General features: G+C 58.9%; 14 protein-coding genes. 6 read left to right on the forward strand and 8 right to left on the reverse strand.

Translation table 11 applies throughout. From position 1 onward, the window contains the following. Positions 1–158 precede the first annotated feature (158 nt). On the forward strand, positions 159–3,032 hold the full coding sequence (locus tag ACR0J5_RS05330; protein WP_480651112.1) for an Rne/Rng family ribonuclease: 2,874 nt from the start codon (positions 159–161) through the stop codon (positions 3,030–3,032). 56 nt (positions 3,033–3,088) lie between these two features. Here ACR0J5_RS05330 and ACR0J5_RS05335 read toward each other — a convergent pair whose 3' ends face one another. Then, positions 3,089–3,322: a sulfurtransferase TusA family protein gene (locus ACR0J5_RS05335; protein WP_480651114.1), complete on the reverse strand. Its 234-nt coding sequence runs from the start codon at positions 3,320–3,322 to the stop codon at positions 3,089–3,091. 105 nt (positions 3,323–3,427) lie between these two features. Between ACR0J5_RS05335 and ACR0J5_RS05340 the strand changes: the two genes are divergently transcribed. The 4 genes from ACR0J5_RS05340 to ACR0J5_RS05355 all read left to right on the forward strand — a co-directional run bounded on the left by ACR0J5_RS05340 (position 3,428) and on the right by ACR0J5_RS05355 (position 7,756). Further along, on the forward strand, positions 3,428–4,180 hold the full coding sequence (locus ACR0J5_RS05340; RefSeq protein ID WP_480651116.1) for a cytochrome c biogenesis CcdA family protein: 753 nt from the start codon (positions 3,428–3,430) through the stop codon (positions 4,178–4,180). A 63-nt stretch (positions 4,181–4,243) separates the two neighbouring features. Then, a complete protein-coding gene (locus tag ACR0J5_RS05345; protein WP_480651117.1) occupies positions 4,244–5,455 on the forward strand; it encodes a hypothetical protein in 1,212 nt (403 codons plus the stop codon). Further along, complete coding sequence (locus ACR0J5_RS05350) at positions 5,452–6,801, forward strand: cytochrome P450 (RefSeq protein WP_480651119.1); 1,350 nt, start codon at positions 5,452–5,454, stop codon at positions 6,799–6,801. The genes ACR0J5_RS05345 and ACR0J5_RS05350 overlap by 4 nt, the downstream gene beginning before the upstream one ends. A gap of 73 nt (positions 6,802–6,874) precedes the next feature. Next, positions 6,875–7,756 (forward strand): fructose bisphosphate aldolase, encoded by an 882-nt coding sequence (locus ACR0J5_RS05355; RefSeq protein ID WP_480651121.1) that lies wholly within the window; start codon positions 6,875–6,877, stop codon positions 7,754–7,756. A gap of 6 nt (positions 7,757–7,762) precedes the next feature. Here ACR0J5_RS05355 and ACR0J5_RS05360 read toward each other — a convergent pair whose 3' ends face one another. From ACR0J5_RS05360 to fumC, 4 genes are read right to left on the reverse strand one after another with little or no spacing between them, the layout of a single operon-like run. After that, positions 7,763–8,365, reverse strand: a complete 603-nt coding sequence (locus ACR0J5_RS05360; protein ID WP_480651123.1) for a DNA-3-methyladenine glycosylase I — start codon at positions 8,363–8,365, stop codon at positions 7,763–7,765. Between the two features lie 58 nt (positions 8,366–8,423). Next, positions 8,424–8,639, reverse strand: coding sequence for a ribbon-helix-helix domain-containing protein (locus ACR0J5_RS05365; protein ID WP_480651125.1), 216 nt, complete (start codon positions 8,637–8,639; stop codon positions 8,424–8,426). Further along, entirely contained in the window at positions 8,636–8,812 is a 177-nt protein-coding gene (locus ACR0J5_RS05370; protein WP_480651127.1) for a DUF4169 family protein, read from the reverse strand. Before ACR0J5_RS05370 ends, ACR0J5_RS05365 begins: the two co-directional genes overlap by 4 nt. Next, positions 8,812–10,206 carry a class II fumarate hydratase gene (gene fumC / locus ACR0J5_RS05375; RefSeq protein ID WP_480651128.1) on the reverse strand — a complete coding sequence of 465 codons (1,395 nt, stop codon included), beginning with the start codon at positions 10,204–10,206 and terminating at the stop codon, positions 8,812–8,814. The genes ACR0J5_RS05370 and fumC overlap by 1 nt, the downstream gene beginning before the upstream one ends. 253 nt (positions 10,207–10,459) lie before the next feature. Here fumC and ACR0J5_RS05380 point away from each other — a divergent pair, with 253 nt between their 5' ends. Continuing rightward, positions 10,460–10,966 carry a hypothetical protein gene (locus ACR0J5_RS05380; protein WP_480651130.1) on the forward strand — a complete coding sequence of 169 codons (507 nt, stop codon included), beginning with the start codon at positions 10,460–10,462 and terminating at the stop codon, positions 10,964–10,966. Positions 10,967–10,979: 13 nt separating this feature from the next. Here the strand turns inward: ACR0J5_RS05380 and ACR0J5_RS05385 are convergent, their stop codons facing one another. The 3 genes from ACR0J5_RS05385 to ACR0J5_RS05395 all read right to left on the reverse strand — a co-directional run bounded on the left by ACR0J5_RS05385 (position 10,980) and on the right by ACR0J5_RS05395 (position 13,580). After that, positions 10,980–11,438, reverse strand: a complete 459-nt coding sequence (locus ACR0J5_RS05385) for an SspB family protein (RefSeq protein ID WP_480651132.1) — start codon at positions 11,436–11,438, stop codon at positions 10,980–10,982. A 76-nt stretch (positions 11,439–11,514) separates the two neighbouring features. Continuing rightward, positions 11,515–12,768 carry a chromate efflux transporter gene (chrA, locus tag ACR0J5_RS05390; RefSeq protein WP_480651134.1) on the reverse strand — a complete coding sequence of 418 codons (1,254 nt, stop codon included), beginning with the start codon at positions 12,766–12,768 and terminating at the stop codon, positions 11,515–11,517. Next, entirely contained in the window at positions 12,765–13,580 is an 816-nt protein-coding gene (locus ACR0J5_RS05395) for a chromate resistance protein ChrB domain-containing protein (RefSeq protein ID WP_480651136.1), read from the reverse strand. The genes chrA and ACR0J5_RS05395 overlap by 4 nt, the downstream gene beginning before the upstream one ends. Positions 13,581–13,612: the final 32 nt, after the last annotated feature.

Raw genomic sequence — 13,612 nt, forward strand, 5'->3', positions numbered from 1 at the left:
ATGACGCGCGCGCAACGAACGACTATACGGGCAGGGGGCCACAGCGCCAGACCCTGCCGCGCGCCGTCCGAAATCGCCCGTACAAGACACCTCCCCAAATGCGCCTGTCCCCCCGGACGGGTAAGGACAACGCGTTTGGCGCGGTGCACCAAGGACACATGGCTAAGAAAATGCTTATCGATGCCACCCACGCGGAGGAAACCCGCGTTGTGGTGGTCGACGGAAACAAGGTTGAGGAGTTTGACTTTGAATCCGAAAACAAACGCCAGCTTGCTGGCAACATATATCTTGCAAAAGTAACGCGGGTTGAGCCGTCGCTGCAGGCGGCGTTTGTGGATTACGGCGGAAACCGGCATGGGTTCCTGGCGTTTTCCGAGATTCATCCGGATTATTACCAGATCCCGGTCGCTGATCGCGAAGCGCTTATGGAAGAAGAGCGCGCCTATGCTGAGGCGATGAAGGCGCGCGATGAGGCGGAAGAAGCCAAGCCCAAAAAACGCCGGTCGCGGTCGCGCACCAAGGCGGCGGATGTAAAATCGGACGATCCGGTCGAAACGCTTGAGGTTTCGACCGAGCCGACAGGCATGGAAACCATCGATCTGGCCGATGGTGAAGAAGCCGCTGATCTGGAGGTCCCGGAAGGAAGCTCTCCGATGGAGACGGTGGCCGAGACGCCGGTTGAAGAGCCGGTGGATGAAGTTGAGGCGGCGGCAGAGTCCGATGCGCCGGCTGAAGATGTCGAACAGCCGTCGGAAGCAGTTGAAATCGCGGCAGACGCGAATGGCGGCGAAGCGCCTGAAGAGGCTGCGCAAGCTGGCGAGGACGCCGAAGCTGTTGCTGAGACCGAAGCCACGGTCGAAGTGACTGACGCGGTGGAAGAGGCGGCAGCGCCTGAAGCCGAGGACAAAGCTGAGTCGGACGAGGAAGAAGACGCTCCGGCCCGTGCGGATGCTGCGGCCAAGGATGACAGCATCGAGTCGGTTGCTGACGAGGATGACAGCGACGATATTCGCCCGCCGCGCAAACCGCGCCCGCGCCGGTACAAAATTCAGGAAGTCATCAAGGTCCGCCAGGTTCTGCTGGTGCAGGTCGTCAAGGAAGAGCGCGGCAACAAGGGCGCAGCGCTGACCACCTATCTGTCGCTGGCCGGTCGCTATTGCGTTCTGATGCCCAACACCGCGCGCGGCGGCGGAATCAGCCGCAAGATCACCAATGCGCCGGATCGCAAGAAACTGAAAGAGATCGCCGCTGAGATCGACGTGCCCACCGGCGCGGGTCTGATCATTCGGACCGCAGGCGCCAAGCGCACCAAATCCGAGATCAAGCGCGACTATGAATACCTGCAGCGAATGTGGGAGCAGATCCGCGAGCTGACGCTGAAATCCATTGCGCCCGCGAAAATCTACGAAGAAGGCGACCTGATCAAACGCTCGATCCGCGATCTCTATAACCGCGAAATCGACGAGGTTCTGGTTGAGGGCGAGGGCGGTTACCGCATCGCCAAGGACTTCATGAAGATGATCATGCCGTCCCACGCCAAGAACGTGAAACGGTATGAGGACGCGCTACCGCTGTTCGCGCGCTATCAGGTGGAAAGCTACCTTACGGGCATGTTCAACCCGACGGTACAGCTGAAATCCGGCGGATATATCGTGATCGGCGTCACCGAGGCGCTGGTGGCAATCGACGTGAACTCAGGCCGGGCGACCAAGGAAGGCTCGATCGAGGAAACCGCGCTCAAGACGAATCTTGAGGCCGCAGAAGAGGTCGCACGCCAGCTGCGGCTGCGCGATCTGGCGGGGCTGATCGTCATCGATTTCATCGATATGGACGAGCGCAAGAACAATGCCGCTGTTGAAAAGCGTCTTAAGGAAAAGCTGAAAACCGACCGTGCGCGTATTCAGGTTGGCCGGATTTCGGGCTTTGGCCTGATGGAGATGAGCCGTCAGCGCCTGCGTCCCGGTATGCTTGAGGCGACGACGCAGCCTTGCCCGGCCTGCCATGGTACCGGCCTGATCCGTTCGGACGACAACATGGCCCTGGCAATCCTGCGTCAGATTGAAGAAGAAGGCACTCGCCGTCGTTCGCGCGAGGTTCTGGTGCGTTGCCCGGTCAGTATCGCGAACTTCCTGATGAACCAGAAGCGCGAGCATATTGCGCAAATCGAAGCGCGCTATGGTATGTCGGTTCGGATTGAAGGCGATGTGCATCTGGTAAGCCCGGATTTCTCACTGGAGAAGTTCAAGACGGCCAGCCGGATTGTGCCCGAAGCCAGTGCGCCGGTCGTGTCGGTGGACGCGTCCCTCATGGATATGGTCGACGCCGACGAGGAAGAGACCGTGTCGGAAGATACGGTGCAGGCCGAGGAAGAGAACAAACCCAAGCGCAAACGCCGCCGTCGTCGTCGCAAGAAGAGCAACGGTGGTGCGGAAGCGTCTGAGGCTGCAGGTGATGAGACCGGCGAGGCTGAAGCACCGGCTGAGGTGGCGGACGAAGCTGCGCCTGAGGTGGCAGAGGCCGAAACAGAGGAGAAGGCGGAAAAAACCAAGCGCCGCCGGGCACCCCGTCGCAAGAAGAAAGAACCTGAGGTCGCAGAGGCTACCGAGGCGTCAGACGACGCCGTCGTATCCGAGGATATTGCTGCGGCTGACGGCGCGGTAAAGGTCGATGAGGTGGCGGAGGTTCAGGCCGAAGACGCTCAGGAGGCAGATACCGCGCCCGTTGAGGCAGAAGCTGAGGCCGAACCTGCCGTTGAAGCGCTTGCTGAAGAAACAGCCGAGCCAGTGGTTGAAAAGGTGGCCGAACCTGTCGCCGAAACCGCCGATGAAACACCTGCTGAAGCAACGGCCGAACCGGCAGTAGAAGACGTGGCAGAGCCGGTTGCTGAACCTGTCGAAACCGTCGAAGTCGCTGTGGAAGACGTGGTTGAAGAGGCCCCTGAACCCGTGCTTGAGACGGTCGCGGAAGAGCCAGAGCAATCCAACGAACCACCCAAGCCGAAACGGCGTGGCTGGTGGTCCTTGGGGCAATAAACGCATAAAGGCGGGTCTGGGACCCGCCTTTTTCTTGTAACAATTCAGGTCTCAGCTCAGCCCGATTTTTCGATCAGATAGACCTGATGGCCGTCGGTTTCTTCTTGCGACAACAGGCGGTGACCGCTTTCCGAACAGAAATGCGGCACGTCAATTATGGCCGCCGGGTCATCCGCCAGAACGCGCAATACCGCCCCGGAAGGCATTGATTTCAGGCGCTTTCTGGCCTTCAGAACCGGCAGTGGACACAGCAGGCCCAGCGCGTCGAGTGTTTCAGTGACATTTGACATGAACCTGAGATATTTCGACTTGGTCACGGTGTCCAGCGCGCAACCACGAGGATGTGACCGATTGGCCCCGTGACGCGGCAGGTAGGATACCATATGTGCTGATACATGTTCGGAATAGACATCATAGACGCGGGCCTGCTGCCTGCCATGTTCATCGCAATGCTGGGTGGGTTGATCAGTTTCCTGTCGCCCTGCGTGTTGCCCATCGTTCCCCCGTATCTTGCCTACATGAGCGGTGTGTCGATCAATGAGATGCAGGACGAATCTGCAGCCCGTCGCAAGGCCACGCTGACCGCGCTGTTTTTTGTTCTGGGACTGTCCACGGTGTTCCTGCTGTTGGGGTTCACGGCCTCGGCCTTTGGGGCGTTTGTGCTGCAGAATCAGGTGCTGTTCGCCAAACTGTCAGGTGCGGTGGTGATTGTGTTTGGTCTGCATTTTCTGAACGTATTCCGCATTCCTTTCCTCGACCGCGAAGCGCGGATCGAGACGGGTGATTCCGGCGGATCGGTTTTCGGTGCCTATATCCTTGGTCTGGCCTTTGCCTTTGGCTGGACGCCCTGCATTGGCCCGCAGTTGGGCGCCATCCTGTCGCTGGCAGCGTCCGAGGCGTCGGTGGCCCGTGGCACCCTGCTGCTGGGTGTCTACGCGGCGGGTCTTGGAATTCCGTTCCTGTTGGCCGCGATGTTCCTGAACCGCTCTATGTCGGTGATGAACAAGATCAAGCCCCACATGGCGTTGATCGAAAAGATCATGGGTGGATTGCTGTTGTTTGTGGGCATCATGCTGATCACCGGCCTGTTTACCGAGTTTAGCTGGTGGTTGCTGGAAACCTTCCCGGCGCTCGCCAATTTCGGGTGATGTGCTGATCTGACTTACCTTGTCGGTAAGGCTGCGCTAACCTGCGCAGCAGAAGGTAAGGGCATGAGCAGTCATACAAATCAGCCGCAGGTGCGCAGGCGTCGGGTGTTCTATATCCCCGGCTACGATCCTATTCCCCCGCGAAGATACCGAGAGCTGTACCGCAAAGAAGCACAGGCGCAGGCGGCGATCTCGGGCTATGAGGTTTCGCTTTCGGCCAAAACCGGGGATGGCCCTTATGGGTGGCATGTCCGATCCCATCAGGATGGGCAGGATGTGGATGCTGATGTCGAGGTTCTGGTGTGGTCCGACATTGTTCAGGACAGCATGATGACGTCGATCCCGGCGACCTACCTGCAACTTTTGCGCACCGCTTGGATCTATATCGGGACGGGGACGTTGCGCCGCCTGATGCGCTTGCGCAAAGGCCCCGTGATTGCCGCACTCTATCCTGTTGCGATGCTGATGGGGCAGTTGCTGATTGCCTTTGGTCTGGCGTGGGCGGTGTCGGCGGTGCTTTGGGCGTTTCTCGGCTGGGTTGCTCTGATCCCGGCGGGTGGTTTGGCCTACGCGGTTCTGCATTGGTTTCGCAAAATCGACCATCGGCTTTTTGCCTATTACCTGATGCACGACTACGCCTATTCTGCCGCTTCGCGAGGGGAGACGCCCACCGAGCTGCGCGCGCGGTTGCGCCAGTTCACCGACCGCATCCGGGAAGCGCTGGACAGTGACGTTGATGAGGTTCTGGTCGTCGGCCACTCCTCGGGCGCGCATCTTGGGGTGTCTGTTCTGGCGGATTTGCTGCGGTCTCAACCAGAGCGACCTGGCCCGGCCTTGTCCTTTTTGACACTGGGGCAGGTGGTGCCCATGGTCTCTTTCCTGCCCGACGCACACGAGTTGCGCCGTGATCTGCATTACCTGTCGACGCAGGACCGGATCAGCTGGGTCGATGTGTCTGCACCGGGGGATGGTTGCGCGTTTGCCCTGTGCGACCCTGTGGGCGTGACCGGGGTGGCGACGGATCAGAAACGCTGGCCTTTGATCCTGTCGGCGGCCTTTACGCAGACCTTGTCACAGGCACGATGGCAACAGCTGCGCTGGCGCTTTTTCCGCCTGCATTTTCAGTACCTTTGCGCGTTCGACCGCCCGTCGGACTATGACTATTTCCGCATTACTGCGGGTCCGCTGACACTGGGCGACAGGTTCCGCAACCGCAAGCCGTCGAAATCGCGCATCGAAGATCCGGTGTCGAAATACCGCTCGGTGACACCATGACGCCGCCCAAGCCGACACCGCGCCCGGATAAGGTCTCGCTCTGGCGGTATCTCAAACTGTTTCGCAAGGATCTGCTGTCGGCGCAGCCGCAGCGCCTCTACCGCGCGTGGATGGCTGAATTTCGAACGCCGTTCTTCCGATCGTACATGATCAACCAGCCCGAGCTTGTGGACACGGTTCTGAAACAACGACCCGATGACTTTCCCAAATCTGGGCGTATCAGCGAGGGGCTGCGACCCTTGCTGGGCGAGTCGGTCTTTCTGACCAATGGCGAGACATGGAAACGCCAGCGCCGCATCATTGATCCAGCGTTTGAGGGCGGTCGGCTGAGAGATACCTTCCCCGCGATGCGTGCGGCGGCCGAGGCGTGCGTTGAACGGCTGCAAGGGCAGGCGGGTCAGGTCATCGAGGTGGAAGAGGTCACCAGCCACGCGGCGGCGGACGTGATTTTCCGAACCCTGTTTTCAGTCCCCATCGATCATGAGGTCGCCGCGCAGGTTTTCGAAAAATTCCGCGCCTATCAACGGCAACAACCGCTGCTGAATCTGGCCGCTTTCATCCCGGTTCCGCGCTGGTTTCCCCGTCTGCACGCGCGCAACACGCGCAAGAACGCCCGCGACATCCGCGCGTTGATCGGGCGGCTCACAGCCGAACGCGCTGACATGATTGCTGCGGGGCGGGCACCCGATGATCTGGCAACCAAGATCATGACCACGCCCGATCCCGAAACCGGTCAGTGTTTCGACACGCAGGAAATGGTCGATCAGGTCGCGATTTTCTTTCTTGCCGGGCATGAGACCAGCGCGTCGGCTCTGGCCTGGACGCTGTACCTGATGGCGCTTTATCCCGATTGGCAGGAAAAACTCAGCGCGGAATCGCAGGCTTTGGACGACCCAGGCTTTGGGGCCGTTTCGAAACTGAAGCTTAGCCGGGATGTATTCCGCGAGGCGCTGCGCCTGTACCCGCCGGTGCCCATGATGGTGCGCGAGGCGACGTGCCCCGAACATTTCCGCGACCGCGATGTGCCCAAGGGGTCACAGATCGTTATCAGCCCCTGGCACCTGCACCGGCAGGAACGCCTGTGGGATGACCCGGACGCGTTTGATCCGACCCGATGGGCGACGGAAAACGGCAAGACCTGCCAGCGCAACGCCTATATCCCGTTTTCCGCCGGTCCCCGCGTTTGCACCGGGGCCGGGTTTGCGATGGTCGAGGGGCCGCTTTTGTTGTCGATGCTATTGCGCCGATACCGGTTTGAACTGGTCCAGGGGCGCCCGCCCGTTCCCGTGGCGCATCTGACGGTGCGATCCAAAGACGGCATTTGGTTGCGCGTGGTTGAGCGCTAACAAGCTACCATCGCCCGTTTCCTTGCTGTATGCGGTTGCCAAACGCGGAATCATCATTGAACGGGAAAGTCTTATGTCCAAAGCAGAACAGCGCGAGCAAATGTCCACCGGTGCGGGTTTCATCGCGGCCCTGGATCAAAGCGGCGGCTCGACGCCCAAGGCGCTGGCGCTTTATGGGGTTGAGGCATCGGACTACAGCTCGGACGAAGAGATGTTCGGTGAAATCCAGAAAATGCGTGCGCGGATTATTCTGGCGGAGGATTTCACCAAGGATAAAGTGATCGGCGCGATCCTGTTCGAACGCACTCTGGGCGAAGAGATCGACGGTCAGAAAGTGGCCGACTATCTGTGGTCGCAAAAGGGCATCGTGCCGTTCCTGAAGATCGACAAAGGTCTGGAAGATGAGGCCAATGGCGTTCAGATGATGAAGCCGATCCCCGGTCTGGCGGACACTCTGGCCAAGGCCGACGGCGTGTTTGGCACCAAAGAACGCTCGGTCATCCATGAGGCCAACGCCGAAGGCATCGCCGCCGTTGTGGCGCAGCAATTCGACGTGGCCCGCGAAGTGATCGCGGCAGGCATGGTCCCGATTGTCGAGCCTGAGGTGAACATCAACTCGTCCACCAAGGCCGAGGCCGAAGACATCCTGAAGGCTGAAATCCTGAAAAACCTGGATCAACTGGCCGACGGTCAGGACGTGATGCTGAAACTGACCATTCCCAGCACTGCGAACCTGTATGATGCGCTGGCCGATCACCCGCGCGTTGTGCGTGTTGTGGCGCTGTCGGGCGGCTATTCCACCGAGCAGGCCTGTGATCTGCTGGGCCAGAATGGCAAGATGATCGCCTCCTTCTCGCGCGCGCTGACTGAGGGGCTATCGAAACAGCAGTCGGATGTGGAATTCAACGCGGCGTTGGGTGGAAACATTGACAAAATCTTCCGCGCCTCGGTCTAAAGGGCGCTAAGCCGGTTTGGTGAATTCGCGGCGCATCTGCGCCGCTTTTTCACGTTTGGAACACCCGATCGCATGGTCGTTGACCAAACCCATGGCCTGCATGAACGCAAAGACCGTGGTGGGTCCAACAAATTTCCAGCCGCGTTTTTTCAGGTCCTTCGACATGGCGATGGACTCTGGCGAGGTTGACGCCGTTTGAGGCGCGGGCGGCGTTTCAGCCTCGTACCGCCAGACATACCCGGCGATCGAGCCCTCAGTGGTCACCAGGTCCTGCGCGCGGCGGGCATTGTTGATCACGGCCTCGATCTTACCACAATGGCGGATGATGCCCGCATCCTGCAAAAGGCGTTCAACATCCGCTTGATCAAATTTCGCGACTGCGTTGAAATCAAACTGTTTAAACGCCTTTCGAAAATTCTCGCGCTTGGCCAGAATGGTGCGCCAGCTTAAGCCGGACTGAAAACTCTCAAGACACAGCTTTTCGAACAAGCGTTGATCGTCCGCGACTGGATAGCCCCATTCGCGGTCATGATAGTCAAAGAATTCGGGTGCTGATTGACACCATGCACAGCGCGGCTGCCCGTCAGGGCCGGGAACGGTTTGGCTCATTAATGTACCCCTTTTGTTCCCGCGCAGGATAAGGTCATCCAAGCGGCGGGTGCAAGCGTTAGCTGCGATACCAGTTCAGGATAAAAACGCGGATGGCTGAGGCCAAACCAATCTCAGGGTCACGGGAGACGTCAATTTCAGCGGCCAGGGCATTGATCGGAAGGTCTTTTTCCTTAGCGATGTCCCGAAAAGCTTGCCAGAACTCATCTTCCAAAGACACCGACGTCCGATGCCCTTTCAACGTGAGGGATCGTTTGATCGGACGGCCGCTCATTCATCCAGCTCTTTGTTGTCCAGATCGCGGCTCTGTTTTTCCTGTTCGAACCGATCCTCGATTTTTTCCACCTTGGAGCGTCCGAATTTCACAGCGTTCTGATCCGCGCGGGCCTTCTTTTCGGCCCGCGCTTTTTGTTTTCGATACCGGTTCAGGTTGACCGGCTTACCCATCAGTCTTTTGGACCGATCATGTGTTCGGGGCGGACGACAGCGTTAAAGGTGTCCTCATCCACAAAGCCCAGCGCGATGGCCTCTTCCTTGAGGGTGGTGCCGTTCTTATGCGCTGTTTTCGCAACCGTTGTGGCGTTGTCATAGCCAATGGTCGGCGCCAGTGCGGTGACCAGCATCAGCGATTCCTTCATCAGCTTGTCGATGCGCGGCTCATTGGCCTTGATGCCCAGCAGCATGCGTTCGGTAAAGCTGTCGATGGCATCGCCCAGCAGTTGGATAGACTGCAGCAGGTTGTAGGACATCATCGGGTTGTAGACGTTCAGCTGGAAATGCCCTTGCGAGCCTGCAAATTTCATCGCGGCGTCATTGCCCATCACGTGGGCGGCGACCTGAGTCAGCGCTTCGGCCTGCGTTGGGTTCACCTTGCCGGGCATGATGGACGAGCCGGGCTCGTTTTCCGGCAGGATCAGCTCACCCAGACCCGAGCGGGGGCCAGAGCCCAGAAAGCGGATGTCATTGGCGATTTTATAACAAGACCCGGCAATCGTCGCCAACGCGCCGGACAGGAAGACCATCGCGTCATGCGCGGCCAGCGCCTCAAACTTGTTGGGTGCGGTGACGAAGGGCAGGCCGGTGATGTCGGCCATGTTCTTTGCAACCGCCGTGTCCCAACCGGGGCTTGTGTTCAGACCGGTGCCGACTGCTGTGCCACCTTGGGCCAGTTCGTAAATGCCCGGCATCGCTGCCTGAACCCGCGCGATTCCCTGACGGATCTGGTGGGCGTAGCCGCCGAATTCCTGTTCCAACGTCAGTGGCGTTGCGTCCTGCGTATGGGTGCGGCCGATCTTGATGATACCGGCGAATTCCTTGGCCTTGGCCTCAAGTGCTGATGCGAATTTCTCAAGCCCCGGCATCAGAACGTCGCGCACGCTCATGGCGGTGGCGATATGCATGGCGGTGGGGAAGGTGTCGTTGGACGACTGCCCCATGTTGCAGTGATCGTTCGGGTGTACCGGCTCTTTCGAGCCGATCACGCCACCCAGAATCTCAATCGCGCGGTTGGCGATCACCTCGTTCGAGTTCATGTTCGACTGGGTGCCCGATCCGGTCTGCCAGACGACCAGAGGGAAGTTGTCGTCGAACTTACCCTCGATCACCTCACCCGCGGCCTGAATGACCGCATTCGCAATTTTCGCGTCCAGCTTTCCGGTGGCCTTGTTTTCCATCGCGCAGGCCTTTTTGATCACGCCCAGCGCGCGTACGATGGCCACGGGCTGTTTTTCCCAACCAATCGGGAAGTTCATGATCGAACGCTGCGTCTGAGCGCCCCAATACTTGTCAGAAGGGACCTCAAGCGGGCCAAAGCTGTCGGATTCGGTGCGGGTCTGAGACATCTGTCACTCCGTCATGTATACAGTCGCATGCCGTTTACCCGTAACAGAGTTGTCGCGCAATCGGCCAGTTGCGCGCACCATAAACTCAAGGGGGCCAGAGGTATAGCCGGAAGCTCACGCGTTTTTTTGTTGTGAAACACGTTGTGCGCGCCAGTGGGTCAGCTACAGTAAGTTGATCACCATCATGGAGGTTTCGGTGGGCATATCGGTTCGAAGATTAACCCTGAAATCTATTGTGTTGTCCCTGGGCTGGATGATCACTGTGGCCCTGATGACGTCACAGGCCCATGCAACAAGCATTGAACCTTTTGTCGGTGACTATACTGGCTCAGCCAATGTGGTTGATGCGGACGGGAGCGAGATGGCCCGCGACATGAGCGTTTCGATCCATGAAACGCGAAACGGCTTTAACGTCAGTTGGACAACCACGACCTACCGGGCCGATGGTCGGGTCAAGAACCAGAAATTCTCGATTGATTTCAATCAGTCCGAGCGCGCCGATGTCTATTCCGCTGCTATGAAGCGCAACGTGTTCGGACATGAGGTGCCCCTTGACCCGATGCAAGGCGAACCCTTTGTCTGGGGCCGGATCGAAGGGGATACTCTGACCGTGTTTTCGTTGTTTATCGACGAGAACGGGGATTATGAGTTGCAGCAGTTCGACCGCACCCTCGCTGAGGGCGGTCTGAACCTGTCGTTTTCACGGTTCCGCAACGGTGTGAAGTCACGATCAATCGAGACTTTCCTGAAGCGGCAGTAGCCGCAAGCACCTATTACTTTCGGAAACTGTCCAGCGAGACGACCTCGGCATCGCGCTGCTCGGGGTCTTCTTCAACTTCGATCGACTCTTCGGTGATGCTGTCCAGATCTTCGTCGTCTTCGGGGCTTTCGAACCGCAGCCCGAACTCGACCGACGGATCAACAAATGTCTTGATCGCGGAATAGGGGATGTACAGCGGCTCGGGCGCGTCGCCAAAGTTCAGCGTGATGGCAAAACCGTCATCACCGACCTGCAGGTTTTCGAACCAGTGCTGCATGACGATGGTCATTTCCTCGGGATACCGGTCGCGCAGCCAATCTGCCAGCTCAACCCCGTCTTGACGGGTGTCGAAGGTGATAAAGAAATGATGTGCACCGGGCAGGCCGGTTTCGGAAACACCGGTCAGAACGGTCTTGATGAGCCCGCGCATCGCGGTGTGCATCAGGTTTCCATAGTCGATGTCTTGCGACATGTGTCATCCTCAAAAGTGGTCCCCCTCAGCATAGGGGATTTCATCGGAAACGAAAGACCGGCTGAGTCGGGATTGTTCAAAGAAAGTGGAGGCCGGTTCCAATCGCTGCCATAATCACAACTGTGCTGGCCATTCCAAATTTGAGCTTAAAAATCAAGAGTCCAGCCAAAAGAGTCAAACCAAGCGCTGCCGGTGACAAGCTGCCAATCTCTGGCAAGGGCAGCGTGATCAGCCCCCATGACAATTGGGTTATGTTTCCAAACAGAACGTTCAGGCTGAACCACAAGGACAGGTTGAGAATCACACCGACCACTGCGGCGGTGATTCCGTGAAGGGCAGCAGCCAGCCGTGGGCGGGCGGCCAGTTGGTCTAGGTAGGGGGCGGCCAGAAAAATCCAAAGAAAGCACGGCACAAACGTGGCCCACAACGCGACAGCGCCTGCGGCCAGTGCCAGGGGCACGCCGCCGTTGATCTGACCTGTCAGCATCGCGACAAACTGCGTCACCAGGATCAGCGGGCCGGGTGTCGTCTCGGCCAGGCCAAGCGCATCAATCATCTGATCGGTGCTGATCCAGTTATACTGATCGACAACGGTTTGCGTCATATAGGCCAGAACGGCATAGGCCCCGCCGAAGGTGACAACAGCGAGACGCGCAAAAAACCACCCCAGATCGCTGAGCAGTTTCTGGCCCGAGAAAGTGAGCGCCAGCAAAGGTCCCAGCCAAAGCAACAACCAGATGAGGGCGGTGCGCATCGTCCCCAATGTATTGGGACGCGCCCGTTTCTGTTCGTCCGGCACATCGCCGTCAAAGCCGAAATATCCCCAAACAGCTGCCAGTAGAATGATCAGCGGAAAGGGCAGGTTCAGCGCAAAGATGGCCAGAAATCCCAGCCCGGCAATGGCACGGTGTTGAGTGTTTGTCAGCGCCTTACGCGACAGGTTTCTGAGTGCCTGCAGTACAATGATGATCACCGTGGCCTTGATGCCCAGAAACCCGGCCTGAACCGCCGGCAGGTCGCCAAACGCGGCATATAGCCCGACCAGCGTCGCGATCACGACCGCTCCGGGCAGAACAAACAGGGCGCCTGCAATCAGTCCTCCGGTCACTCCGCGCAGTTTCCAGCCTGCATAGGTGGCCAGTTGCATGGCCTCGGGGCCGGGCAGCAGCATGCACAGCGACAGGGCCCTCAGATAGGTTTGTTCGTCCAGCCAGGGACGTTTTTCTACCAGCTCCTGATGCATCAGCGAGATTTGGGCCGCCGGACCGCCAAAAGACAGCAGGCCGATGCGGCCGAAGACGCGGATCAGGTCTTGGACCGTCGGGCTCATGCCCTGGACCCCCGCGGGCAGTCGTGCGTTTCGTCAAATCCGTCGCGAGCCCAGCGGTAAAGCGCGTCATACAGGTGCAGGCCCGCGTCAAGGTTCTGATGATCGTCCCGGTACTGCCGCGACAAGCCGACCGAGATGGCCAGCAGTCCGGCAGCCTCGGGTGCCAGATCGTGGCGGTTGGTATCAGCGGCCCGGATGATCGTGGCAAGGCGATCCAGAGCCGAGCTATGGAGCTGAAACTCATCCAACATGGTGTCAAAGGTGCATCGTTCGCCCCGGTGGGACCAGAACGTGCCGTCGATATCGAACGGAGTTGCGCCAAAGACATCTGCGGCGGTCATGACCTCGGCAGAAGCGACGAACAGGAACTGCGCCTGCGGGTCGACAAAGCGACGGATCAGCCAGGGGCAGGCGATCCGGTCTATCTTGGGCCTATGCCGTGTGATCCAAAGCGACACACCATCGCGTGGCTTCGGCATGGCAGATGCTGGTATGCGCGGGGCATCAACCACGTCTCGCCAGCCAAGCATGCCGCCTTCCAGAAACTCTGCAGCGCAGCCCTTGCCGCGTAACCAGGACACGACCGCCTGACTGAGTTTTTTGCCTTTTTGACAAATGATGACGGCTTTTTGCGTGCCGACGATTCGTTCCAACCCTCCCAAATCCGTCGCTGGATGACGTCGGGAGCCGGGGATCAGAAAAGGATCGGCCTCAAAGTCTTCATCAACGCATATGTCGATCAAGACCGGGGCGTCCGGTGTTCCGATCAGGCGTAGCAATTGTTTTGGAGTTATGGAATTCGGCGCAGGCATGGCATGTCTCCTGTGATCAACGGATACATGCG

It is taken from the genome of Ruegeria sp. BE1 (genome assembly GCF_056538885.1).

Bases quoted from the DNA above. Each gene is read 5' to 3' on its own strand.
- chrA (WP_480651134.1), bottom strand. From the start codon at position 12,768: ATGAGCCCGACGGTCCAAGACCTGATCCGCGTCTTCGGCCGCATCGGC.
- ACR0J5_RS05345 (WP_480651117.1), top strand. From the start codon at position 4,244: ATGAGCAGTCATACAAATCAGCCGCAGGTGCGCAGGCGTCGGGTGTTC.
- fumC (WP_480651128.1), bottom strand. From the start codon at position 10,206: ATGTCTCAGACCCGCACCGAATCCGACAGCTTTGGCCCGCTTGAGGTC.
- ACR0J5_RS05365 (WP_480651125.1), bottom strand. From the start codon at position 8,639: ATGAGCGGCCGTCCGATCAAACGATCCCTCACGTTGAAAGGGCATCGG.
- ACR0J5_RS05335 (WP_480651114.1), bottom strand. From the start codon at position 3,322: ATGTCAAATGTCACTGAAACACTCGACGCGCTGGGCCTGCTGTGTCCA.
- ACR0J5_RS05340 (WP_480651116.1), top strand. From the start codon at position 3,428: ATGTTCGGAATAGACATCATAGACGCGGGCCTGCTGCCTGCCATGTTC.
- ACR0J5_RS05350 (WP_480651119.1), top strand. From the start codon at position 5,452: ATGACGCCGCCCAAGCCGACACCGCGCCCGGATAAGGTCTCGCTCTGG.
- ACR0J5_RS05385 (WP_480651132.1), bottom strand. From the start codon at position 11,438: ATGTCGCAAGACATCGACTATGGAAACCTGATGCACACCGCGATGCGC.
- ACR0J5_RS05330 (WP_480651112.1), top strand. From the start codon at position 159: ATGGCTAAGAAAATGCTTATCGATGCCACCCACGCGGAGGAAACCCGC.
- ACR0J5_RS05380 (WP_480651130.1), top strand. From the start codon at position 10,460: ATGATCACTGTGGCCCTGATGACGTCACAGGCCCATGCAACAAGCATT.
- ACR0J5_RS05355 (WP_480651121.1), top strand. From the start codon at position 6,875: ATGTCCAAAGCAGAACAGCGCGAGCAAATGTCCACCGGTGCGGGTTTC.
- ACR0J5_RS05360 (WP_480651123.1), bottom strand. From the start codon at position 8,365: ATGAGCCAAACCGTTCCCGGCCCTGACGGGCAGCCGCGCTGTGCATGG.
- ACR0J5_RS05370 (WP_480651127.1), bottom strand. From the start codon at position 8,812: ATGGGTAAGCCGGTCAACCTGAACCGGTATCGAAAACAAAAAGCGCGG.
- ACR0J5_RS05395 (WP_480651136.1), bottom strand. From the start codon at position 13,580: ATGCCTGCGCCGAATTCCATAACTCCAAAACAATTGCTACGCCTGATC.